The following is a 22,668-nucleotide window of genomic DNA, read 5'->3' on the forward strand; positions in this document are numbered from 1 at the left end:
GGCCGATCGCACCCCGAACTCTTCAACATCCGGGGTCGGAGTGCGCGGTCAGGCGAGGTGGGATGGGTCGCGGCCGAAGATGAACGTGGCGATGTCCAGCTTGGCCACCTCGCCGTCGGCGTCGCGCAGGGCGGTCAGGATCTCGCCGTCGTTCATGCCGGAGGTGCCGCGCCACCGGTCGGGGGCCTCGCGGACGAAGCGCCACGGCACCGTCGGCACGGTGAGGCAGGTCATCACCACGCCGTCGGTCTCCGCGCGGATCTCGTACTCGCGGCCCATCCACCACCAGCGGCCGCACAGCTCGGCGGCCTCACCCTCCGGCGCGGCCGTGGGCTGCCACGGCTGGGTGGCGACCGGCTCGGCGTCCAGCACCACGTTCAGCGCGTCCAGCGCCACCCGCTGGATGTGGGTGCCGCGCAGGCCGTACGAGTTGGCGAAGGCGATGACGCCGATGCGGCTGGGGCGGTGCACGGCCAGCTGCGCCACGTACCCGGGCATCGAACCGCCGTGGCCCACGAACACCCGCTCGCCGACCCGGTACAGCTGCGGGCCCAGCCCGTGCCCGGCGGTCCACGTCTCGTCGGCGATGACGACCGGCGCGCACATCTCGTCGAGGGTGTCGCGGGCCAGCACCTCGGGCGCCGGGTCGGCGAGGAAGGCCGCCCACGCCGCCATGTCGGTGACCGTGGACCAGAGCTGTCCGGCCGGGGCCATCGCGCCCGCGTCGAGGCGCGGCTCCTCGTGCAGGCTGCCGTGCAGCGGGTGCACGACGTAGCCGCGGGCGAACGGCTCGACCGGCCCGTACGAGGTGCGCTTCATGCCCAGCGGGTCGAGGACCCGCTTGGTGAGCAGGGTCGGCCAGTCCTCGCCGGTGACCCGGTGCAGCACGGCGCCGAGCAGCCCGTACGCGAGGTTCGAGTAGTGGTAGCGCCGGAACGGGGGCCCGGCCACCTTCTCGTACGGCAGCTCCGCGAGGAGCTGGTCGACGTCGCCGCCGACGCTGCGCTCCCACCAGGTGCCCTCGGGTTCGCGCTGCAGGCCGGAGACGTGGCCGAGCAGCTGGCGCAGGGTGATCCCGCCGACGGAGGTGCCCGGCAGGTGCCGGTACAGCAGGTCGTCGAGGGCGAAGAACCCCTCGTCGCGCAGCTGCATGATCATCGTCGCGGTCAGGGTCTTGGTGATCGAGCCGACGCGGTACTGCATCGCCGGGTCGGGCTGCGGCTGGCCGCCCACGGCGGCGAAGTGCAGCAGCGCGGAGTCGCGGACGATGCCCAACGCCAGGGACGGCGCCCGGCCCGTGGACTGGGCCTGAACGGCGATCTCGGTGACACGTCGGCCGGTTTCCGGCAGCAGGGACACGGCATACCTTCCTTGGGGGGATGTGCGGGGGGTGATGCCTCGTGTACAACTGCCCGGCGAGCATATGGCTACGGATCGGACATGGGTCAGACGGGGCATCGCCGTGCGTGCGCAGCCGTGTCACGATCGTGTGGTGGAAGCTGTGCTGTGGATTGTCCTGGCCATCGCCCTCGCGATCGCCGAGGCGTTCACCGCGACCCTGTTCGTCGCCATGTTCGCCGCGGGCGCGCTGGCGGCCGCCGGTGCCGCCGCGCTCGGTGCCCCGGTGCTCGTGCAGGCGATCGTGTTCGCCGTCGTGTCCGCGCTGTCCATCGGCGCGATCCGTCCGCTGATCGTCCGGCGCCAGAATTCGGCCCTGGAGGGCGGCGAATCGTCCTTCGGGCTGGCGGCCCTGGAGGGCGCGCAGGCGACCGTGCTGGAGCAGGTCGACGCGGATCGCGGCATGATCAAGATCGACGGGGAGCTGTGGCAGGCGCGCTCGTTCGACGGCACGGAGACCTACCAGCCGGGCGACCACGTCCGGGTCGTGAAGGTACGCGGTGCCACCGCGCTGGTCTGGCGCGACGACCTGCCCCATCTCTGAGCTGCTGAGCACCTTCGATAGAGAGAGGCACCATGGATCTTGTCATCGGTCTCCTGGTCATGGTGATCGCGCTGTTCGCGGTCATCACCTTGATCAGGTCCGTGCGAATCGTTCCGCAGCAGCGGATGGACGTCGTCGAGCGTCTGGGTCGGTACAAGCGGACCCTGGCGCCCGGCCTGAACCTGCTGGTCCCGTTCGTCGACGCGGTCCGTACCAAGGTGGACATGCGCGAGCAGGTGGTCAGCTTCCCGCCGCAGCCGGTCATCACCAGCGACAACCTCGTGGTCTCCATCGACACCGTGCTCTACTTCAAGGTCGTCGACCCGGTCCGGGCCACCTACGAGATCTCGAACTTCCTCCAGGCCATCGAGCAGCTCACCGTCACCACGCTGCGTAACGTCATCGGCTCGCTGGACCTGGAGCGCGCCCTGACCAGCCGCGAGGAGATCAACAAGCACCTGTCCGGGGTGCTCGACGAGACCACCGGCCGCTGGGGCATCAAGGTGACCCGGGTCGAGATCAAGGCGATCGAGCCGCCGCCGAGCATCCGCGACTCCATGGAGAAGCAGATGCGCGCCGAGCGGGACCGCCGCGCCGCGATCCTCAACGCCGAGGGCCACAAGCAGGCGCAGATCCTCACGGCCGAGGGCGAGAAGCAGGCCGCGGTGCTGCGCGCCGACGGTGACCGCCAGGCCCGCATCCTGCAGGCCGAGGGCCAGGCCAAGGCCATCCGTACGGTGTTCGACGCGATCCACCAGGCCAACCCGAGCCAGAAGGTGCTGGCGTACCAGTACCTGCAGTCGCTGCCGCAGATCGCCAACGGCTCGGCGAACAAGGTGTGGATCGTGCCGACCGAGCTGACCAAGGCCCTCGAGGGCCTCGGCGGTGCGCTGGGCGGGCTGGCCAACATGGCCGGGGACGCCCCGTCGTCCTCCGTCGACGCGGGCGCCGTCGAGCGCGAGGCCGCGGCGGCGGCCCAGGCCGCGGCCGCGGAGGCCGAGAAGGTCGACGCCGCCGTACGGGCGGCCGAGGCGCAGGTGTCCGGCGACAACGCCCCGAAGGGCCTGCCCGCCCCGGAGCCGACGCCCCCGGCGCTGGGCAGCGCCGACTTCAACGGCGCGGGGGAACCCGAGCGCGCCTGAGCCGGACGCGGGGCCCGGGCGCACTCGTCCTGCTCCCGTCGCGTGGACGACCGGCCGCGCCCTCGACGTCACTGATGTCGAGGGCGTGGCTACCAGTCCGATTTTGGCGGAAATGATCCATGCGTGCCTGGTTTCTGGAAGGCTGGGCACAGGGATCCGACGGTGCCCCCCGGCCGCTCGGCAGAGCTAGCGGGGGGCCTGCCATGAGCATCAGCCAGCACCACACCGCCAGTGGGCGTCCGCTGCGGGTCGCGCCCGCCTGGGTCGGCGCCGCCCGCCCCGCCACCGGCGCGGACGACGGCCTGCTCCCGGTCCGCGAAGCCGTCTGGATCTGGTCCGTACGCCGCTACGCCCGGGTCTCCCTGTGGGCGCTGCCGATGGCCGCGGTCCTTTATGGCTGGTCGACCCTCGGGGCCCAGCCCGGCCCCCTCGCCCTGCGCCTGTCCGCGGGCTGGTTCTCCCTCGTCGCCATGATCGCCCTGACCGGACTGCTGGCCGGTTCGCGGGTGCGCCGTCCCGCCATCGCCGGTCTGCTCGTCGGGCTCGCCGGTGTCGTGCTGTTGCTTCCGACGGCCGCGTTGCCACCGGACACCGCCCCGGCCGGAACCGCGTTGTCCGCCGACGCGGTGCAGACGGTCGCGTTCGTGGGTGCGCTGGTCACCGGGGCGGGCTGGCTGCTGCTCGGCTGGGCGGTCTTCCGGTCGCGCCTGGTCAACCCGGCGGACGGGATCCTGCTCATGCTCGCCGCCGTGTCCGTCGGCGCCGGGGCGTACGCGGTCCAGCCGCTGCCCACCGTCGGCGCCCTGCTCATGCTGGCCGCCGGAATGGGCCTGGCCTGGACCGGCAACCGCCTGATCCCCCCAGCCTGACCCCTCTCGACCCCAGCTCCGGCGATCTTGGAGCCGGGTGGCCCCTGGAGGGCCTCCAGCCTCCAAGATCGCCAAGGTCTACCGGTGTTTCGCTGTCGTTCGGGCGGGCGGGTGGGTCATTCGGAGTGGGTTCGGGCTGGATGGCATGCTCCGGGGGCGGGGCGCGCGCTGTGTGCCTCGCGGGAGGAGCGTGACATGGCCAAGGTGGTGGCCGATATCTCGATGTCCGTCGACGGGTTCGTGACCGGGCCGGACGTCGACCTCGCCCACGGCCTGGGTCGCGGCGGCGAGGCGCTGCACACCTGGGCGTTCCAGGGCGACCGGGTCGATGCCGAGGTGCTCGCCGAGGCGGTCGACAACACCGGCGTCATCGTGATGGGCCGCCGCCTGTTCGACATCGTGGACAGTCCGTACGGCTGGAACGAGGAGGTGGGCTACGGCGCGGACGTCGCCAGCCAGCAGCCCGTCCTGGTCGTCACCCGAAACCCGCCCGACGAGGTACGGCTGACCGACCGCGTCACGTTCGTCGTGGACGGTGTCGGCAGCGCCGTCAGCAAGGCATGCGCCCTGGCCGAGGAGCGCGACGTCGTCGTGATGGGCGGCGCGGAGGTCATCCGCGGCTGCCTCGACGCCGGGCTGCTCGACGAGGTGCGCCTGCACGTGGCGCCGGTGCTGCTCGGCGCGGGCACGCCGCTGTTCGCCGGGGGAGTCGCCCCGCGCGAGCTGCGCCAGGTGCGGGTCCGGGCCTCCGGCACCGCCACCCACCTCACGTACCGGGTGGGCTGAGCCGCCGATGCCCGACGTGCACCTCGTCACCGACCCGGACGACGAGCGGCTCGGTGACTACCGGGCGCTCACCGACGTCGAGCTGCGGACCCGGTGGGAACCGCCGCACGGCCTGTTCATCGCCGAGGGGGAACTCGTGCTGCGCCGCGCCCTGCGGGCCGGCTACGCGCCACGCTCCTATCTGGTCGACGCGAAACGCGTGGACCAGCTGGGCGACCTGCCGGCCACCGCCCCCGTGTACGCGGCAGCGCCCGACGTGCTGGAACGCGCCGCCGGCTTCCACGTGCACCGCGGGGTCCTCGCCTCCTTCCACCGGCTGCCGCTGCGCGACGCGGACGACGTGCTGGCCGCGGCGCGCCGGGTGGCGATCCTGGAGGACGTCAACAACCACACGAACATCGGCGCGGTGTTCCGTGGCGCCGCGGCCCTGGGCATCGACGCGGTGCTGCTCTCACCCTCGTGTGCCGATCCGCTCTACCGGCGCAGCGTACGGGTCAGCATGGGTGAGGTGTTCGCCGTGCCGTACGCCCGGCTGGAGCCCTGGCCGGACGGCCTGGAGCGGGTCCGGGCCGCCGGTTTCACGGTGCTGGCACTGACCCCCGACCCGCAGGCCGTACCGTTGCAGCGGCTCACCGCGGCGCAGCGCGCCCGCGCCGCGCTGGTGCTCGGTGCCGAAGGCCCGGGCCTGTCCCGGCACGCCCTCGCGGGCAGCGACGTGCGGGTGCGCATCCCGATGCGTCGCGGGGTGGATTCGCTCAACGTCGCGGCGGCGGCCGCGGTCGCGTTCTGGGAACTGGGCCGCGACGACGATCTGGACGACGCGGCGCGGGACTGACCGGTGCCACCCGGGCCGCAGTTCGGCCGCGACGCAACGACGAGGGAGACCGATGGTGCGGGAACCCGACGAGCTGAGTACGGCGCGCCTGCGGTTGCGGCAGTGGCGCGACGCCGACCTCGATCCGTGGGCCGCCATGAACGCCGACCCCCGGGTCCGCGAGTTCTTCCCCGAGGTGCTCACGCGTGCGCGCAGCGCCGAGTCGATGGCCCGGTTCCGCGCGGGCCTGCAGGCTCGCGGCTGGGGCTGGTGGGCCGTGGAGGTCACCGCCACCGGACTCCTCGCGGGCATGGCCGGGCTCGACCCGGTGGACGAGGAGATGCCGTTCGGCGGGGTCGAGATCGGCTGGCGGCTGGCCCACGAAGCCTGGGGCCACGGGTACGCCACGGAAGCGGCGAAGGCCGTGCTGGCGTACGGATTCCAGCGGTTGGCCCTGCCCGAGATCCTCGCCGTGACCGCCGCGGGGAACCGGCGCTCGCAGGCCGTCATGGAGCGCCTCGGCATGACCCGCGACCCGGGCGACGACTTCGACGATCCGACCGTGCCGGCGGGGCCGCTGCGGCGGTCGGTGCTGTACCGGCTCGCGAATCCGCACCGCTGACCGAGGGCATTCGCGGCCACTTCCTCGATGCCCGCGAGGATGGGGCCATGAGCGTCGAGCTGCCCGTCCCACCCCTCGCCGAACTGCGCCGTCGCCGCAGCGCCAAGTGGCGGACCTATCCGCCGGACGTGCTGCCGCTGACCGTCGCCGAACTGGACTTCGGGCTTGCCCCGCCGGTCGCCGAGGTGCTCCGGGAGGCCGTCGAGACATCCGACACCGGATACTCGGCACAGGACTCGACCCTGGGTACGGCGCTCGCCGGGTTCGCGGCACGGCGGTGGGGATGGACCGTCGATCCCGGGACGGTCACCGCGATGCCGGACGTCGGCGTCGGCGTGGTGGAGCTGCTGCGGACCCTCGCCCGGCCCGGCGACGCGGTGGTCGTCAGCCCGCCGGTGTACCCGCCGTTCTTCGACTGGGTGCCCGAGGCGGGCGCGCGGATCCACGAGGCGCCGCTGGCCCGCCACCCCGACGGCGGTTACCGGCTGGACCTGCCCGCGCTTGGACGGGCGTTCGCGACCGGCCCCGCCGCGTACGTGCTGTGCAACCCGCACAACCCGGTCGGGCGGGTGCACACCCCGGACGAACTGGCCGCCCTGGTGCGCCTCGCGCGGATCCACGGTGTCCCGATCGTCAGCGACGAGATCCATGCCCCGCTGGTGCTGCCGGGCGCGGCGTTCACCCCGCTGCTGAGCGTGCCCGGCGCCGCCGAGGTGGCGGTGAGTGTGGTGTCGGCCAGCAAGGCGTTCAACCTGGCCGGTCTCAAGTGCGCCGCCGTGGTGACCGCGTCGCCCGGGACCGCCGAGCTGGTACGGCGCTTCCCGCCGGACGCCCGCTGGCGCACCGGCCACTTCGGAGCGCTCGCGACGGTCGCCGCGTACACGGACGGCGATCCGTGGCTGGACCGGCTCCTCGCCACCCTCGACGCGCGCCGGGCCCAGCTGGGCAAGCTCCTCGCCGAACGGCTGCCGGGGGTGCGCTGGCAACCGCCCGAGGCGACGTACCTGGCCTGGCTCGACTGCGCGGCCCTGGGCGAGGGCGACGCGGCGCGGGAGCTGTTCCTCGCGCGGGGGCGGATCGCGCTGGAGCCGGGCACGCGCTTCGGCGCACCGGGCGCCGGGTACGTACGGCTCAACTTCGGCACGAGCGCCGAGATCCTGGACGAGGCGACCGCGCGGATGGCGGCCGCCGTCGCCGGGTAGCGGCCATAACCGGCGGCTTCGGCCGCGCTCCCGGGGTGGTCGCGGGAGCTCGCGCGACGGCAGTACGGTTGTCCTGTTCGGCGGCTTCGTGGTGGTCCGGCGTGTCGGGGGTGTGCAGGTGTCGATGATCGGTTCCGGTTCGGGCTCCGACCAGCCGCATCTGCTGGCGCTGATCCGCGCCATCCGGGCGCGCATGGCGGGCACCGACCCGACCGCCGACACCGATCCGGCCGTGGGCGCTGGCACCGGCAATCCGCTCGGCAGCTCGGGATCAGCGGCTTCGGGGAGGCTGGGTGGTCCGGCCGCGATCCCGGGCGGCGCTGCGGGTGCAGGCGGCGCTGCGGGTGCTGGAACCGCAGGGGCAAATGGATCCGGTGGGGCCGTTGGTGGCACCGGGACCACCGGGACGGCCGCATCGAGTGCCGTGCCGGGGCCGGTCCACCCCGACTGGTTCCCGACCGGCGCGCCACGACCGGGGCTGCCTGCTTCGGGTTCGGCTGCGCTGCCGGGTCTGCCTGGTTCGGGTGGAGGGGCGCTGCCGGGTCCGCCTGGTTCGGGTGCGGGCGCCCAGCCGGCGCTGCCCGGGGGTTCTACTTCGCACGTTCCGGCGGGCCTGCCCCCCTCGCGGCTGCTGCCGCTTCCCGCCGTTCCGTCGCCGCCGTCCGTCCCCGCCCCGGTCGACGACGCGCTGGCGGGCCTGCGCGCGATGGCCGGCCTGCAGCCCATCGGCCGACCGCTGCCGAGCCCACCGCCCCCGCCGTCACCCGAACCGGCCCCGGCCAACCCGGTCGCGCCCGCCCCAGGCGGGCCCCACGCGGAGACGCCACCACTCCAGGTGGGCTCGCCGCCGATCGTCGTACCGCCGGGCCGGACCGCCGCGGCCGCCCTGTTCGACGGGATGGATCCGGCCGACGAGGCCGCGCTGCGGGAGGTGCAGCGGCTGCTGCGGACCAGCCTGACCGACGCCGGCGGCGCACCGGAGGTGGCGACCCGGCTGCAGGCCGCGCTGCGGCAGGCGACGCCGGACCTGCTGGCCACGCTGCCCGGGGGGCCGCTTAGCCAGCGCGACCAGATCGCCCAGGCGCTGACCTGGCTGGTGCGCCACCTCGACGATCCGCCGGCCCTCGTGGCCGGTTGCGCCGAGCTGGGTTCGGCGCTGGCCCACTGCGGCGTCACCCTGCCCGCGCCGCAGCTCGTGGGGGCGGCGCTGGCCGAGGCGATGCGGGCGGGCCTGGCCGGGGCCTGGCGGCAGGACCTCGACCAGGCCTGGCGGGGCACCTGGCACCATGCCCACGACTGGATCGCACACGGCATGGCCACCTCCGGGTACGCGCCGATGACCTGGCGCGCCGTCGTGGTGGAGCACGACCTGCGCCGTCCCGACCTGGCGGTGGTGCGGGTCCGGCCGTACCTGCCGATGCCCTACCGGCCGGGGCAGTTCGCCCGGGTCGAGGTGGCCGAGCTGCCGGGGGTGTGGCGGCCGTACTCGCTGGCGGGGGCGCCGCGCCGGGACGCCATCGTGGAACTGCACGTACGGGCGAAGACCCACGCCGGGGTCAGCGGGACGCTGGTGCACCGTACGAGCCCGGGTGACCACATCCGGCTGGCCGCCGCGGAGGGCGCGATGGGCGTGCCCGCCGACAACCGCAACGACCTGCTGCTGGTGGCCGGCGACACCGGGGTCGCGCCGCTCAAGTCGCTGTTGATCGAGCTGGCCGCGACGAACGACCCGCGCTCGGCGGTGCTGTTCTGGGGCGCCCGCACCCTGTCCGAGCTGTACGACATCGACGAGATCACGGAGATCGCCCAGTCCTGCCGGCGCGCCACCGTGGTCCCGGTCATCTCGGAGGGCGACCCGGGCCCGTACGCGTCGGGTCTGGTCACGGACGCGATCGCGGCGTACGGCGAGTGGTCGCGCCACGAGGTCTTCCTGGCCGGGCCGCCGATCATGCTCGAGGCGACCAGCGACGCCCTGCTCCAGCTAGGCGTGAGCCGGGAGCGGATCCATCACGACGCGGCGGAGTAGGCGTCCACCAGCGCCTTCGCGTACGCGGGCGGCACGAACGTCGGCCCGCCCGGGGTCAGCACGTCCTGGCGGGAGGCGCTGGCCCACGCCGCGTCCGGTACGGCGGCGCGCAGCGCGGTGACCACGGGCGCGTCGCGCCAGCGCGGGTCCTCGGCCAGCATGCCGAGGGCCACCAGGCACTCCGCCACCTCACCCACGCACTCGAACGGCTTGTGCGAGTCGATGCCGAGCAGTTCGCTGAACCCGGGCACCTGGGCGGTGTCGGCCAGCAGGTCGTGGCCGAAGATCTCGGCGATCCGCTCCGGGGTCATCGCGGGCGCCATGGCCAGGTAGACGAACCGGCACTTGGGGCAGTCACCGCACCAGCGCGCCGTCCGGTCATGCAGCTTGAACGCCTTGTTGCAGCTGGTCACGACCGCGTCGTAGCGGGTGTGCCGGGCGAACAGCTGGGCGATGTGCAGCTCCGACAGCGAGCGCAGCAGCGAGAAGTACGGCTCGGTCAGCCCGGCGTGCGCGGTGACGGCGGCCCGCAGCAGCCCCTCGGCCTCGACGCCCTTCGACCACTGGTGGTTGACCTCGTGGCCGTTCCACACCAGGTTCGGGTCGGAGGCGGAACGCTCGTTGGACATCACCACGGGCCCGAGGCCGTGCAGCGCGGCGGTGGCGATCGCGATCAGCGAGTTGATCGCGGTGACGGGAATGTGGCCGTTGAGCGCCCCGGCCTTGTTGAGTTCGAACAGGTGCGGGTCGAGGCGGCGCCGGGCGGCCAGCGCGGGCAGCCCGGACGCGGCGTTCACGTCGACGATCACCGGGTTGGGGTTGACCGAGAAGGGCACCGGGTCGAGCCCGGCCGCGCGCAGGATCTCCAGCGTGACGATGGAGTCCTTGCCGCCGCCGACGGCCGACAGCGGGCGCCCCTCGGCGTTGTCCACGGGCGTCGCCGGCTGCGCGGTGCCGGGCACCTCGACGGTCAGGTCGAGGACGTGCGGCAGGTCGTTGCGGTACGCGTACTCGGCAAGGCCGTGGGTGTAGACGGCCGTGAACAGCGCCGCCGCCTCGGCCGGTACGGGCGCCGGCGCCACCACCCGGGGCGGCGCACCGACCTTGTAGTAGCTCACCCCGGCCACCACGTGCAGCAGGTCGAGCACCCGGCGCACGGTGGCCAGCGCCGTGGCCGACGGCGGCGCGGCCGGTACGGGCAGCTCGATCGTCTCGGTGAAACGCAGCGGGGACGGCCCGTCGAGCAGGTAGTCGAAGGTGGCGACGCCCGTGCCCGGGTCGAAGGCGTACGAGGGGAACCGCATGACCTCGAATTGCGCGCGCACCCAGAAGCTCCCGTCGTCGTCCCGGCGAGCCATACTAGTGCGACTCGACCAAGGGAGACGACGTTGCGCCTGGCAGACCTCACCGGCCGTTCCGTCGCTGTCTGGGGCACCGGCCGGGAGGGCCGCGCGGCCGTCCGGGCGGTCGCGGCGCACCGGCCGGCCCGGCTGATCGCCGTCGACGACAGCGCGGACTACCTGTCCGTGCCGTGGGAGGGTGAGCTGGCCGCCCTGGCCCCGCTGGCCGGGGGCGAGCACGCGTTCGCCGCCCTGGCCGCGGCCGACGTCGTGGTCCGCTCGCCGGGGGTGCCCTCGACCCACCCGTGGATGGCCGAGCTGCGCGGGCGGGGCATCACGATCACCGGCGGCAGCGCGCTGTGGCTGGCCGACAACGCGGCCCGTACGGTCGGGGTGACCGGCAGCAAGGGCAAGAGCACCACGGCCAGCCTGATCAGTCACCTGCTGGCCGCCGCGGGCCGGCCCAACGTGTTCGGCGGCAACATCGGGGTGCCGCTGCTCGACCTGCCCGACGCCGACCTGTACGTCCTGGAACTGTCCAGCTACCAGTGCGCGGACCTGACCGACTCGCCACGGGTGGCCGTGGTGACGGCGCTGTTCCCCGAGCACCTGGACGCGCACGGCGGGGAGCGCGAGTACTACCGCGACAAGCTGAATCTGCTCCGGCACGGCCCCCAGTTGATCGTGGTCAACGGCGCCGACGAGCGCCTGGCGGGCGAGGTGCGCGGCATCTCGGACCTCAACGGCTGGCCGCCGGTCGAGGCGGCGGGGCCGGACTCGCGCTTCCGGATCGGTCCGGACGACTTCGTGTACGCCAGCGACACCCGGCTGTTCCCGCGCTCGGCGCTGCGCCTACGGGGTGCTCACAACGGGCGCAATCTGTGCGTCGCGCTGGCCGTGCTGGACGGCATGGGTGTGGACGTGGTGGATCTGCGCAGCGTGCTGGAGAAGGCGGTGGCCGCGTTCGAGGGGCTGCCGCACCGGCTGGCGGAGATCGAGGACCCGTCGGGTCTGACCTTCGTCGACGACACGCTGTCGACCAGCCCGTACTCGGCGATGCATGCGATCGACGCGTACGAGGGGCGGCCGTTGACCGTGCTGGTGGGTGGGACGGACCGGGGCCTGGATTACGGGCCGCTGCGGGAGCATCTGCGGGGCCGGGAGATCACCGTGATCGGGCTGCCGGACAGCGGCCCGCGGATTCTCGCGGCACTGGCGGGGCTGGCCGGGGTGCGTACCCAGAACGCCGAGGATCTGCCGGCGGCGGTGCGGCTGGCGCGCGAGGTGACGCCGGCCGGGGGAGTGGTGCTGTTGTCCCCGGCGGCGCCGAGTTACGGCCGTTTCCGCAATTTCGAGCACCGTTCCGAGGTCTTCGCGGAGGCCATCCGCGCCACCGCCTGACCACCCTAATTGCCCAGACTATGATGATTTCCCCGTCCGCCGGATGCAACACAGAAGACCCCCGCCCGTCGGTCGGCGCCACACATTGGTGAGTTCGGATCAGGCCCTGACCTGAACTCTCCGAGTTGGCGAGGTTGCTCCGGCTGATCGGCGGCAGGTCTGCATTTCGGTTGGTTGTTGGTGAGTTTGGGTCAGGTCCTGACCTGAACTCTCCGAGTTGGCGAGGTTGCTCCGGCTGATCGGCGGCAGCTCTGCGTTTCGGTTGGTTGTTGATGAGTTTGGGTTGGGGGCGGACCTGAACTCTCCGAGTTGGCGAGGCTGCCCCAGCGCCCGGCGGCAGCTCTGCGCTCCGGTGAGTTGTTGGGGAGTTTGGGTCAGGAGCGGACCCGAACTCTTCAAGATCGACAATGCGGTCCCCGGGCGGCCGGCGTCGCCGATCTGATCGCGCTACGCCCGCCACCGCTCGGCGGGCGTTTTTTTGCCCGCGATTGTCGGGACGGGCAATTTTTTCGCCATCCGGGGAGGGGTCGCCGAGGGTTTCCGGCGGCATCGCGGACGACCGGCCGCGCTCCCATGGTCACCGAAATCATCCGAATGACGGAGCCCGATGCCTCCGTCGGGCTTCGATGGAGGGCCGTTCGGCCGACGTGCAAACACGGCCAAAAGCGACTATGTGACGGCTGGCACGTCGATTCATCCATATCGGGATCGACGCGCGTCAACCGGTGCCACGGCCATAGGGATTCATGACCTCCGCTCCCGTAACGGTTTGAAAACTTCACCCACGGTCTTGACAGGAGGGGGTCCGCAGTAAGAACTTTTACCGCGACAGTTAACACTCCTTGCTGAAGGGCGGCCGGTCGTGGAGCCAGAGGTGGACGGCACATCGTCGACCGCGGTCGTCGTTTCGCCCGAGCGCGACCCGAGGCCTGCGGACGCGAGGCCTGTGGACGCGAGGCCTGTGGACGCGAGGCCTGCGGACGCGAAGCCTGCGGACGCGAAGCCTGCGGACGCGAAGCCTGCGGACGCGAAGCCTGCGGACGCGAAGCCGGGAGACGGGAAGCAGGCGGTCGACGCCTCCAGCGGTGCGCTGGTCCGGGTCCGCTCGATGCTGCCGGAGTTCACCGGCGCCCTGCAGCGGGTCGCCGAGCAGGTCCTCGCCGACCCGGCCGCAGCCTCCCGCGCGACCATCGTCGAACTCGCCGAGCGCAGCGGCACCTCCCCGGCCACGGTCACCCGGTTCTGCCGGGCCCTCGGCTTCGAGGGCTACGCCGACCTGCGGCTGGGCATCGCCGCCGAGACCGGCCGGGCCCGCTCCGCCGGCTGGACGGTCGACATCGGCCGCGAGATCCAGCCCAGCGACCCGCTGGAGCGCGTCCTGCGGCACATCATGGCCGCGGACACCCAGGCCATGCACGACACCGCCACGCTGCTCGACCTCGCCGAGGTGGAGCGCGCCGCGGTCGCCATCGCCGCCGCGGGCCGGGTCAACATCTTCGGCGCCAGCGGCAGCGCCCTGGTCGGTGAGGAGATGCAGTTCAGCCTGCACCGCATCGGCGTACCCGTCTGGGCCTGGACCGATGTGCACAACGGCCTGGCCAGCGCCGCGCTGTCGCGGCCCGGCGACGTCGCGCTCGGCATCTCGCACTCGGGTGAGACGGGCGAGACCATCGAGCTGCTGGCCGAGGCCAGCAGCCGGGGCGCCACCACGATCGCGCTGACCAGCTTCCCGCGCTCCCCGCTGGCGGAACTGGCCGACATCGTGCTGGTCACCGCCACCCAGGCGACCACGTTCCGGCCGGACGCGCTGTCGGCGCGCCATCCCCAACTGGTCGTCCTCGATCTGCTCTACGTCGCGGTCGCGCAGCGAACCCACGAACGTTCGCATGCCGCGTTCCAGCGCACCGCCCAGGCCGTCCACGGTCACAAGGCCGCCAAGGACGGGCATTCGCCATGAACGAACACCACCCCAGATAGCACCGCCCACCCCCACCTCACCGACCACGGACATCCCTCAAGGAGGACAGCGTGAAGCGCACTATCGCGGTCACCGCAGCGCTTGCCGCGACGCTGCTCGGAGCCGCCGCCTGCGGCGGTTCGAGCGACAAGGACGAGGCCACCACCACGGCGACGGGCGCGGTCAACGGCGCCGGCAAGACCGTCAAGGTCTGGCTCATGGTCGACGCCGAGTCGGCCTGGAAGAACGTCGTCGAGGACGCCAACAAGCGGTTCACCGCGGCGACCGGCGCCCAGGTCAACGTCGAGTACCAGCAGTGGGCCAACCACCTGACCAAGCTCGACGCGACGCTCGCGGGCACCGACGTGCCCGACGTGGTGGAGCTGGGCAACACCGAGTTCTCCAAGTACGTCTTCAACGGCGGTTTCACCGCCCTGAACAAGGGCGACTTCGAGAACTCCGGCACCTGGCTGTCCGGCCTGTCCGGCGCGTGCGAGCTGGACGGCAAGACGTACTGCGTGCCGTACTACGCGGGCGCCCGGGTGCTGATCTACCGCACCGACCTGTTCAAGAAGGCCGGCATCAACCAGCCGCCCGCCACGTACGCGGAGCTGCTGGCCGACGCGGACAAGCTGGCCGCCGCCAACAAGTCCGACGCCAAGTTCGGCGCGTTCTACATGCCGACCTACTGGTACGCCGCGATGAGCTTCGTCAAGGCGACCGGCGGCGAGATCGCGGTGAAGAACGGCGACAAGTGGCAGGGCCAGCTCGCCCAGCCCGCCGCCGTGCAGGGCCTGCAGCGCTGGGCCGACCTGGTCAAGAAGTACTCGAAGGCCGACCCGGCCAAGGACGAGAACGACCAGGCCGCGCTGTTCGCCCAGGGCCACGCCGCGATGTTCATGGGCAACACCTGGGAGAAGGGCGCCGCGGAGCAGACCAAGAAGGACCCGAACGACCCGAACTCCCCGATGGTCAACACGAAGGTGTTCGGCAAGCTGGCCACCGCGCCGATGCCGGAGACCCCGTCGTTCCTCGGCGGCTCCAACCTCGGTGTCACCGAGAAGAGCCAGAACAAGCAGCTGGCCGCCCAGTGGATCAAGTACTTCACGGACGCCCAGTCGATGCAGGGCCTGATCGAGAAGGGCGTGCTGCCCAACTCGACGGCGCTGCTCGACAAGGCCGCCGCCCAGCCGGGCAGCGAGGCCGCCGCGGCCGCCGCGAAGAACAGCTGGTTCACCCCGAACGCCGAGAAGTGGGCGGACGTGGAGAAGGCCACGGTGCTACAGCAGATGCTGCGCGACATCACCACCGGCAAGAAGTCCGTCCAGGACGCGGCCGCCTGGGCCGACCAGCAGATCAACACGATCCTCAACGAGGGCTGACGCCCGGTGCCGCCCGCCCGGGGGGACCGGGCGGGCGGCACCACCTGGAGACGAGCGGAGAGGAGCAGCACGATGCACGCCGTCGACTCACCGACGACCGACCCGATGATGACGCCGTCCGACGTCATCGCTCAGCCCGCTGCGACGCGGACCCGCCGCCGCTCGGCGGACGGGCGTACGCCATGGCTGCTGGCGCTGCCCACCCTGCTGGTGCTGCTCGGGCTGCTCGGATACCCGCTGTACCGCATGGTCCTGCTGTCGTTCCAGAACATGCGGCTGCGCGAACTGATCACCGGCCGTACGCCGCCGTGGGTCGGCTTCGACCAGTACACCAAGGTGCTCGGCGACCCGGTCTTCTGGACCGTGGTCCGCCGTACCGTGGTCTTCACGGCGGTGTCGGTGGTCATCTCCGTCGTGCTGGGGCTTGCCGTCGCGTTGCTGATGCGGCGGGTGCACCGCCGGGTCCGGCTGTTCATGATCGTCGCGATGATGTTCGTCTGGGCCATGCCGCAGCTGGTCGCGGCGCAGATCTTCAAGTGGATGACCGACGCCGACTTCGGCGTGCTGAACTACCTCATCGACAAGCTGCCCGGGGTGGAGTTCCAGGGCCACAGCTGGTTCCTGTCGCCGACCCAGGGCTGGATCGTCATCACCACGCTGGTCGTCTGGGCCGGCATCCCGTTCCTGGCGATCACCCTCAACGCGGGCCTGACCCAGGTGCCCAAGGAGCTGCTGGAAGCGGCCACGGTGGACGGTGCGAACGCGTGGCAGGCGCTGCGCGGCATCACGCTGCCGATCCTGCGGCCGCTGCTCATCATCGTCACCACCCTGTCGGTGATCTGGAACTTCGGCCTGTTCACCCAGCCGTGGGTGCTACGTGACAGCAAGGTGGAGGCGGAATACCAGACCCTTGCCACGTACGCGTTCACGCAGGCGTTCGGCCGGTCCAACTACAGCCTCGGCTCGGCGATCTCGGTGATCACGGTGCTGCTGATGCTCGGCGTCATGGCGTTCTACATCCGGCAGATGTTCAAGATCGGAGAGGTGGACTGATGGTCGCCGCCGCACCCACCACCCGTGCGCGCAGGGCACGGAGAAGGCATGCCGACGACGACGCGGTGCTGACCGTCGGCCGCAGCCGGACCGGCACCGCGCTGGCGAACGCCGCCGGCATCCTCTTCTCGATCGTGATGATCTTCCCGGTGTACTGGGTGATCAACACGGCGTTCAAGCCGGGCCCCGAGGTGCTTCAGCTCACGCCGTCCTTTGTGCCCGAGAACCCGACGCTGGACAACTTCGTCAGCGCCTTCAAGGCCCCGCTGTTCCTGCAGGACCTGCTGAACGGGCTCATTGTCACGGTCATCGCGGTGCTCGGCGCGCTGATCGTCGGGTTCCTGGCCGCGCTGGCGATCGCCCGGTTCAAGTTCCACGGCCGCCGCGCGATCATCCTGGTGGTGCTGGCGGTGCAGCTCGTGCCGTTCCTGGCGCTGCTGATCCCGCTGTTCCTGATGCTGCAGAAGGCGAACTTGACCAACAGCCTCATCGGCGTCAGCATCACCTACCTTGTGCTGATCCTGCCGTACACGGTGTGGACGCTGCGCGGCTTCATCGCCGCCATCCCCAAGGAACTGGACGAGGCCGCGCTCATCGACGGGTGCAGCCGGTTCCAGACTTTCTGGCGCATCATCCTGCCGCTGACCGGTCCCGGTCTCGTGGCGACCTCGGTCTACGGCTTCATTCAGGCGTGGAACGAGTTCATCATCATCAACACCCTGAACAGTCCGGAGAAGCAGAACCTGATGGCCTGGTTGCTGCAGAACCAGACGAACCGCGGTACCGCCTGGGGCCCCCTCATGGCCGGTGCGATCATCACCTCCCTTCCGGTGGTGGTCTTTTTCCTCATCATCCAGCGCAACATCGCCGCCGGTCTCACCGCCGGCGCCGTCAAGGGCTGACCAGCCAGAGCACCATCAGCAATTTCCGAGGAGAAGCCGATGACCGAGATAACTCCCGCCACCCCCGGGGTCGACCGCCGTACGCTGCTGCAGCGCGCCGCCGCTGTCGGACTCATGGCCGCACCCGCCGCCGGACTGCTCAGCGCCTGCGTCGGTGGTTCCGACGACACGCAGAAGCAGGCCGAGGGCACCAAGAGCGCGGACAACCCGCTGGGCCTGGACCCCAAGGCGCCCGTGGAGATCGTGATCTTCGACGGCGGCCTGGGCACCAAGTACGCCACCGATGTGGACACCCCGCTCTACAACAAGAAGTGGCCGGACTCGAAGGTCACGTACTCCGCGACCCAGGAGATCTCGACGGTCGTCCAGCCGCGGATCAACGCGGGCGACGCGCCCGACATGATCAACAACTCGGGCTCGAAGCTGATGGACATGGGCGCGCTCGTCTCGGCCGGCCAGGCGCAGGACCTCACCGAGCTGTTCGCCGCGCCGTCGCTGGACATCGCCGGCAAGACGGTCAAGGACACTCTCGTGCCGGGCACCATCGAGCAGGGCACGTTCGACGGCAAGCCGTACGCGCTGAACTACGCGTACACCGTCTTCGGGCTGTGGCACAACGCCAAGCTGTTCCAGAAGAACGGCTGGACCGTGCCGAAGACCTGGGCCGAGTTCACCGCGCTCTGCGACAAGATCAAGGCCGCGGGCATCACGCCGTACGGGTACGCGGGCGCCAACGCGTCGTACTACCAGTACCTGGTGATCCTCACCAGCGCCGCGAAGATCGGCGGCCCGGACGTCCTGAAGAACATCGACAACCTGGTCGACGGCGCCTGGACGGCCGAGCCGGTCAAGCAGGCCGCCGCGGCGTGGGCCGAGATCGGCGCCAAGTACTCCAACAAGTCGTTCCTCGGCCTCAAGCACACCGAGGTGCAGCTGCAGCAGGACCAGGACAAGGTGGCGTTCTACCCCTCCGGCTCCTGGCTGGAGAACGAGCAGGCCGCCGACACCCCGGCCGGCTTCGAGTACGCCGTCAGCCCGGTGCCCAGCGTCACCGCCTCCGACAAGCTGCCGCAGACCGCGATCTACGCCTCCGCGGGTGAGATCTACTTCGTCTCGTCCAAGGGCAAGAACCCGCGCGGCGGCATGGAGTACCTGCGCACCATGCTCAGCAAGGAGGCCGCGATCGGCTTCACCAAGCTGACCAAGACGCTGACCGTGGTTCAGGGCGCCACCGACGGCCTGACCATCTCGCCCGGCCTGACCAGCGGCAACGACATGCTCAAGGCGGCCGGCAGCGACATCTTCAGCTACCGCTTCGACACCTGGTACAAGAAGCTCGACGACGAGGCCCGCGCCGCGACCAACGAGCTCATGTTCCAGGGGGGTACGGCGGACAAGTTCTGCCAGCGCATGCAGAAGGTCGCCGACGCCGTGAAGGCGGACTCGTCCATCAAGAAGTTCCAGCGCTGATCGGCGAAAGGACGGAGAGCGCCATGCGGCACGGTAGGTATCCCTTCATCATCGGCTTCCTCGCCGTGCCCGTGGCGCTCTACGTCACTTTCGTGGTCGCGGCCTACATCCAGACCTTCCAGCTGTCGCTGACGAGCTGGTCGGGGCTGGGCCCCATCAAGTACATCGGCCTGGACAACTTCACCAAGCTGTGGCACGACAACCTGTTCTGGAGTTCGCTGCGGCACAACCTGGTGCTGCTGATCCTGCTGCCACTCATCACGATCCTCATCGCGCTGGTCTTCGCGTTCCTGCTCAACGTGGGCGGCGGCGCCCGCGGCGGGGTCCAGCGCGGCGTGTGGGGCTCGAAGTTCTACCGGGTCATCTTCTTCTTTCCGCAGCTGCTGGCCCTCGCCATCGTCGCGGTGATCTTCGGCCGGGTGTTCTCGTCGGACGAGAGCGGCCTGCTCAACGGCCTGCTGCCGGGTGAGCCGGTGCTCTGGCTGGCGGACCAGCGGTTCGCGCTGGCCTGCATCCTCGCGGTGCTGGTCTGGCAGGCGGTCGGCTTCTACGTGGTGCTGTTCTCGGCGGGCATGGGCTCCATCCCCAACGAGATCTACGAGGCCGCCGCGCTGGACGGCGCCACCCGGATCACGCTGTTCTTCCGGGTCACCGTCCCGCTGCTGTGGAGCACCATCCAGGTCGCGTGGGTCTACCTGGGCATCGCCGCCTTCGACGCGTTCGCGCTGGTGAACATCATGTCCGTGGACCGGGGCGGCCCGGACGGCGCCACCTCGGTGATCAGCCTGATGATCTACCGCAACGCGTTCGACTACTCGCAGGCCGGATACGCCTCCGCCCTGGGCGTGGTGCTGTTCTTCCTGACCCTGACCTTCGCCGCGTTGACCCTGCGGGTCACCCGCCGCGACGCCGTGGAAATGTGAGAGAGACGGGAGCGCGGCGATGACCAACGCCACCAGCACCAGACCCCCGGCGACCCAGCACCGGGCCGCCTCCGCGGGCCCCGGCAAGGCGCCGGGCGCCAAGCGGGAGATCCGCGCGCTCAGCGGCCTCGCCCACGTCTCGCTCGTCGTGTGGGCCCTGGCCACCGCGGGACCGCTGATCTGGGTGGTCCTGGCGTCCTTCAAGAGCAACACCGAGATCTTCCTGGGCCAGCCGTTCGCGCTGCCGCAGCACTTCTCGTTCGCGACGTACGTGAACGCGTGGGACGAGGCGCATGTCGGCCGGTACTTCCTGAACAGCGTCTTCGTGGTGCTGGTGAGCACCGCCGGCACGATGCTGTTCGGGTCGATGGCCGCGTACGTGCTGGCCCGGTACCGGTTCTTCGGCAACCGGTTCATCTACTACATGTTCGTCTCGGGGCTCGCGTTCCCGACGTTCATGGCCCTGGTGCCGCTGTTCTTCATCCTCAAGGGCTTCGGGCTGATCAACACGTTCACCGGCCTGATCCTGGTGTACATCGCGTACTCGCTGCCGTTCACGGTGTTCTTCCTGGCCGCGTTCTTCAAGACGCTGCCGAACGAGATCGCCGAGGCGGCCACGATGGACGGCGCGTCGCACACCCGGCAGTTCTTCCAGATCATGCTGCCGATGGCCCGGTCCGGGCTGGTCAGCATCACGATCTTCAACATCGTCGGGCAGTGGAACCAGTACCTGCTGCCGGTGGCGATCATGCAGGGCCAGGGGGCGGATTCCAAATGGGTGCTCACCCAGGGCATCGCGAACATCAGCGTCTCCGCCGGATACCACGCGGAATGGTCGACGCTGTTCGCGGCGCTCACGCTGGCGATCCTGCCGATGATCGTCATGTACGCGATCTTCCAGCGCCAGATCCAGTCCGGCCTGACCGCGGGCGCGGTGAAGTAGGCAGGGCGCGGCTGTCCTAAATGTCGGACAACTTGGGCGCAGGGGTTGTGCCGACAACATTTCGGTGATAAAGCGCTCGGCTTCTCAAGATGGCCCGCCGGTGCGCCGAAAAACGCCACGTGACCGACGAGACCACCGCCCCCGCCCTGCCCGCCGCACCGTCCGCTACCGAGGCGGCGCGCCCCCGCCCGTCCGAGGACATGGCACTGTCGGGCAAGCTCCTGCCGCCCCTGTGGCTGGTCTGGGGGTTCGCCGCGCTGGTGTCGATCCTCAGCGCCGAGCACGCCGCGGCACGACTGTGGCTGGCGCTGCCCGGCGTCACCGCGCTGGTGGTGGCCGTCGCGATGTTCGTGATCAAGCTGCACCGGCTGCCCGTGCTCATCGTGCGTATCACCGTGGTGATGGCCGTCGGGAACCTGCTCCTGACCGGGCTGGGCGGCCGCGAGAACCGGGTCATGGTGGTCGTCGGATTCTCGATGCTGCTGATGTGGGTCGGGTTCTCGCTCGACCGGCGCGACCTGGTCGCCACCTCGGCGCTCGCCGCGGTGGGCATCGGGATTCCGCTGTTCATCTCTGAGAACCCGCTGCCTGCCGCCGCGCTGACGCTGGTGTCGTGGGCGTCGGTGACCGCCATCGGTGTGACCATGCACGTGCTGCGCGGCTGGCTGGACGCGGCCAGCGCCGCGTCCGCCGCGTCCGAGCAGCGCGCCGCGCAGGCGCAGGCCGAGGCCGCCGCGGACCGTGAGCTCGCCGACCGGGAACGGATCGCCGCGGCCGACGCGGAACTGGCCGAGCGGCAGCGGATCCAGCAGCAGATCGCCGACAAGGGCGCCGTGCTCGCCGAGGCGGCCGAGCAGGTGCGGCGGGAGACCGCGGCCGTCGCCACCGCCAGCGACGAGATGTCGCGCGCCATCGACGAGCTGACCCGCACGGCACACCTCACGGAGGAGATCACCGGCACGGTGGCGGCCAAGGCCGACAACGCCTCGGACCTGATGCGTGCCCTGGAGAAGTCCAGCGAGCAGATCATGGCGGCCTCGGACGTCATCCACGGCGTCGCGGAACAGACCAACCTGCTGGCCCTCAACGCCACGATCGAGGCGGCGCGGGCCGGGGAGGCGGGCCGCGGGTTCGCGGTCGTCGCGGGCGAGGTGAAGGATCTCGCCCACCAGTCCGGCGGCAACGCCGAGGCCATCGCCCGTACCCTCGGCGAGGTCCAGACGCAGGTGGCGGCCGCCGTGGAGCGCGTTTCGGAGATCACCGCGAGCGTGGGCGACCTGTCCTCGCACAACACGGCGCTGGCCGCCGCGCTGGAGCAGCAGTCGGCGTCGGTGCGGCAGATCGCGATGAGTGTCCAGGAGGCGGCGGGCCAGGTGGGCCGGATCACCGACGAGGTGCACGTCCTCGAACGGCTGTCCCGCAACTCCGCATAAGCGGCCAGCCGCGCTAGTGCGGCGCCACCGGGGCGTGCTCGCTGACGTTCGTGGCGTACGGGACCTGGTGCGGCAGGCCGCCCGCCCGGGTCATCGCCTCGTACTGTCGCTTGGCGTGGTCGCTGAGCGGGACCACCCAGACGGCCGTGCCGTATGCGCAGATCTCCGACCAGCCCTGAGCGAGCTCGCCGGTGTCGAACCGGAACGCGACGATGGCGTTCGCCCGGCGCTGGCGGGCCTGCCAGATCATCCGGCCCATGGCCTCGTTGCGGCTCTGCACCATGAGCTGCGTCATCTCCGGAATCTCGCCCCCGCCGAGCGACCGGAAGCCCGCCGTCAACCCCGCGCCGAGGTTGCGGGCCCGCACCGTGACGCCGAAGACCTCGCCGAGGACCGCGTCGATCCGGTACCCGGGAACCTCGTTGGAACTCACCACCAGCATGCGGCAGATCGTATCGATC

Annotated in this window: 20 protein-coding genes; 17 read left to right on the forward strand and 3 right to left on the reverse strand. The window is 71.1% G+C overall.

What is annotated here, in order from left to right:
* Positions 1-48: 48 nt before the first annotated feature.
* Positions 49-1,359: a serine hydrolase domain-containing protein gene (locus EV385_RS24875; RefSeq protein WP_130511650.1), complete on the reverse strand. Its 1,311-nt coding sequence runs from the start codon at positions 1,357-1,359 to the stop codon at positions 49-51.
* A 133-nt stretch (positions 1,360-1,492) separates the two neighbouring features.
* Here EV385_RS24875 and EV385_RS24880 point away from each other — a divergent pair, with 133 nt between their 5' ends.
* The 8 genes from EV385_RS24880 to EV385_RS24915 all read left to right on the forward strand — a co-directional run bounded on the left by EV385_RS24880 (position 1,493) and on the right by EV385_RS24915 (position 9,403).
* A complete protein-coding gene (locus tag EV385_RS24880; RefSeq protein WP_130511651.1) occupies positions 1,493-1,942 on the forward strand; it encodes an NfeD family protein in 450 nt (149 codons plus the stop codon).
* Positions 1,943-1,974: 32 nt separating this feature from the next.
* The gene (locus EV385_RS24885) at positions 1,975-3,084 is read left to right on the forward strand and encodes an SPFH domain-containing protein (protein WP_130511652.1); all 1,110 of its coding nucleotides are present in this window, start codon (positions 1,975-1,977) and stop codon (positions 3,082-3,084) included.
* 203 nt (positions 3,085-3,287) lie between these two features.
* Positions 3,288-3,953 (forward strand): hypothetical protein, encoded by a 666-nt coding sequence (locus EV385_RS24890; RefSeq protein ID WP_130511653.1) that lies wholly within the window; start codon positions 3,288-3,290, stop codon positions 3,951-3,953.
* A 195-nt stretch (positions 3,954-4,148) separates the two neighbouring features.
* Positions 4,149-4,739 carry a dihydrofolate reductase family protein gene (locus EV385_RS24895; protein ID WP_130511654.1) on the forward strand — a complete coding sequence of 197 codons (591 nt, stop codon included), beginning with the start codon at positions 4,149-4,151 and terminating at the stop codon, positions 4,737-4,739.
* A gap of 7 nt (positions 4,740-4,746) precedes the next feature.
* The gene (locus EV385_RS24900; protein WP_130511655.1) at positions 4,747-5,574 is read left to right on the forward strand and encodes a TrmH family RNA methyltransferase; all 828 of its coding nucleotides are present in this window, start codon (positions 4,747-4,749) and stop codon (positions 5,572-5,574) included.
* A gap of 52 nt (positions 5,575-5,626) precedes the next feature.
* Positions 5,627-6,175 (forward strand): GNAT family N-acetyltransferase, encoded by a 549-nt coding sequence (locus EV385_RS24905; protein ID WP_130511656.1) that lies wholly within the window; start codon positions 5,627-5,629, stop codon positions 6,173-6,175.
* Between the two features lie 47 nt (positions 6,176-6,222).
* Positions 6,223-7,377: a MalY/PatB family protein gene (locus tag EV385_RS24910; protein WP_130511657.1), complete on the forward strand. Its 1,155-nt coding sequence runs from the start codon at positions 6,223-6,225 to the stop codon at positions 7,375-7,377.
* Positions 7,378-7,801: 424 nt separating this feature from the next.
* The gene (locus EV385_RS24915) at positions 7,802-9,403 is read left to right on the forward strand and encodes a globin (protein WP_242625058.1); all 1,602 of its coding nucleotides are present in this window, start codon (positions 7,802-7,804) and stop codon (positions 9,401-9,403) included.
* Here EV385_RS24915 and EV385_RS24920 read toward each other — a convergent pair.
* Positions 9,385-10,728 (reverse strand): MurL-like N-terminal domain-containing, encoded by a 1,344-nt coding sequence (locus EV385_RS24920; protein WP_479723874.1) that lies wholly within the window; start codon positions 10,726-10,728, stop codon positions 9,385-9,387. The two genes, EV385_RS24915 and EV385_RS24920, sit on opposite strands and share 19 nt — an antisense overlap.
* 63 nt (positions 10,729-10,791) lie before the next feature.
* Between EV385_RS24920 and murD the strand changes: the two genes are divergently transcribed.
* The 9 genes from murD to EV385_RS24965 all read left to right on the forward strand — a co-directional run bounded on the left by murD (position 10,792) and on the right by EV385_RS24965 (position 22,207).
* The gene (murD, locus tag EV385_RS24925; protein WP_130511658.1) at positions 10,792-12,144 is read left to right on the forward strand and encodes a UDP-N-acetylmuramoyl-L-alanine--D-glutamate ligase; all 1,353 of its coding nucleotides are present in this window, start codon (positions 10,792-10,794) and stop codon (positions 12,142-12,144) included.
* A gap of 961 nt (positions 12,145-13,105) precedes the next feature.
* Complete coding sequence (locus tag EV385_RS24930) at positions 13,106-14,101, forward strand: MurR/RpiR family transcriptional regulator (RefSeq protein ID WP_242625059.1); 996 nt, start codon at positions 13,106-13,108, stop codon at positions 14,099-14,101.
* A 71-nt stretch (positions 14,102-14,172) separates the two neighbouring features.
* Positions 14,173-15,483 carry an extracellular solute-binding protein gene (locus EV385_RS24935; RefSeq protein ID WP_130511660.1) on the forward strand — a complete coding sequence of 437 codons (1,311 nt, stop codon included), beginning with the start codon at positions 14,173-14,175 and terminating at the stop codon, positions 15,481-15,483.
* A gap of 72 nt (positions 15,484-15,555) precedes the next feature.
* On the forward strand, positions 15,556-16,536 hold the full coding sequence (locus tag EV385_RS24940; protein WP_130511661.1) for a carbohydrate ABC transporter permease: 981 nt from the start codon (positions 15,556-15,558) through the stop codon (positions 16,534-16,536).
* Positions 16,536-17,438 (forward strand): carbohydrate ABC transporter permease, encoded by a 903-nt coding sequence (locus tag EV385_RS24945; protein ID WP_130511662.1) that lies wholly within the window; start codon positions 16,536-16,538, stop codon positions 17,436-17,438. Before EV385_RS24940 ends, EV385_RS24945 begins: the two co-directional genes overlap by 1 nt.
* A gap of 39 nt (positions 17,439-17,477) precedes the next feature.
* The gene (ngcE, locus tag EV385_RS24950) at positions 17,478-18,908 is read left to right on the forward strand and encodes an N-acetylglucosamine/diacetylchitobiose ABC transporter substrate-binding protein (RefSeq protein ID WP_130511663.1); all 1,431 of its coding nucleotides are present in this window, start codon (positions 17,478-17,480) and stop codon (positions 18,906-18,908) included.
* 23 nt (positions 18,909-18,931) lie between these two features.
* Complete coding sequence (locus EV385_RS24955; RefSeq protein ID WP_130511664.1) at positions 18,932-19,831, forward strand: carbohydrate ABC transporter permease; 900 nt, start codon at positions 18,932-18,934, stop codon at positions 19,829-19,831.
* A 19-nt stretch (positions 19,832-19,850) separates the two neighbouring features.
* Positions 19,851-20,774: a carbohydrate ABC transporter permease gene (locus tag EV385_RS24960; protein WP_130511665.1), complete on the forward strand. Its 924-nt coding sequence runs from the start codon at positions 19,851-19,853 to the stop codon at positions 20,772-20,774.
* 119 nt (positions 20,775-20,893) lie between these two features.
* Complete coding sequence (locus EV385_RS24965) at positions 20,894-22,207, forward strand: methyl-accepting chemotaxis protein (RefSeq protein ID WP_165449575.1); 1,314 nt, start codon at positions 20,894-20,896, stop codon at positions 22,205-22,207.
* A gap of 13 nt (positions 22,208-22,220) precedes the next feature.
* On the opposite strand, the gene EV385_RS24970 is transcribed toward EV385_RS24965, so the two are convergent.
* A complete protein-coding gene (locus tag EV385_RS24970) occupies positions 22,221-22,649 on the reverse strand; it encodes a YbjQ family protein (protein ID WP_130511667.1) in 429 nt (142 codons plus the stop codon).
* Between the last annotated feature and the right edge of the window lie 19 nt (positions 22,650-22,668).

The organism is Krasilnikovia cinnamomea (genome assembly GCF_004217545.1).
Taxonomy (GTDB): domain Bacteria; phylum Actinomycetota; class Actinomycetes; order Mycobacteriales; family Micromonosporaceae; genus Actinoplanes; species Actinoplanes cinnamomeus.

What these genes read in the sequence shown, in the direction of transcription:
- EV385_RS24885 (WP_130511652.1), top strand. Translation starts at nt 1,975, where the DNA reads ATGGATCTTGTCATCGGTCTCCTGGTCATGGTGATCGCGCTGTTCGCG.
- EV385_RS24890 (WP_130511653.1), top strand. Translation starts at nt 3,288, where the DNA reads ATGAGCATCAGCCAGCACCACACCGCCAGTGGGCGTCCGCTGCGGGTC.
- EV385_RS24895 (WP_130511654.1), top strand. Translation starts at nt 4,149, where the DNA reads ATGGCCAAGGTGGTGGCCGATATCTCGATGTCCGTCGACGGGTTCGTG.
- EV385_RS24900 (WP_130511655.1), top strand. Translation starts at nt 4,747, where the DNA reads ATGCCCGACGTGCACCTCGTCACCGACCCGGACGACGAGCGGCTCGGT.
- EV385_RS24905 (WP_130511656.1), top strand. Translation starts at nt 5,627, where the DNA reads ATGGTGCGGGAACCCGACGAGCTGAGTACGGCGCGCCTGCGGTTGCGG.
- EV385_RS24910 (WP_130511657.1), top strand. Translation starts at nt 6,223, where the DNA reads ATGAGCGTCGAGCTGCCCGTCCCACCCCTCGCCGAACTGCGCCGTCGC.
- EV385_RS24940 (WP_130511661.1), top strand. Translation starts at nt 15,556, where the DNA reads ATGCACGCCGTCGACTCACCGACGACCGACCCGATGATGACGCCGTCC.
- EV385_RS24945 (WP_130511662.1), top strand. Translation starts at nt 16,536, where the DNA reads ATGGTCGCCGCCGCACCCACCACCCGTGCGCGCAGGGCACGGAGAAGG.
- ngcE (WP_130511663.1), top strand. Translation starts at nt 17,478, where the DNA reads ATGACCGAGATAACTCCCGCCACCCCCGGGGTCGACCGCCGTACGCTG.
- EV385_RS24955 (WP_130511664.1), top strand. Translation starts at nt 18,932, where the DNA reads ATGCGGCACGGTAGGTATCCCTTCATCATCGGCTTCCTCGCCGTGCCC.
- EV385_RS24960 (WP_130511665.1), top strand. Translation starts at nt 19,851, where the DNA reads ATGACCAACGCCACCAGCACCAGACCCCCGGCGACCCAGCACCGGGCC.
- EV385_RS24970 (WP_130511667.1), bottom strand. Translation starts at nt 22,649, where the DNA reads ATGCTGGTGGTGAGTTCCAACGAGGTTCCCGGGTACCGGATCGACGCG.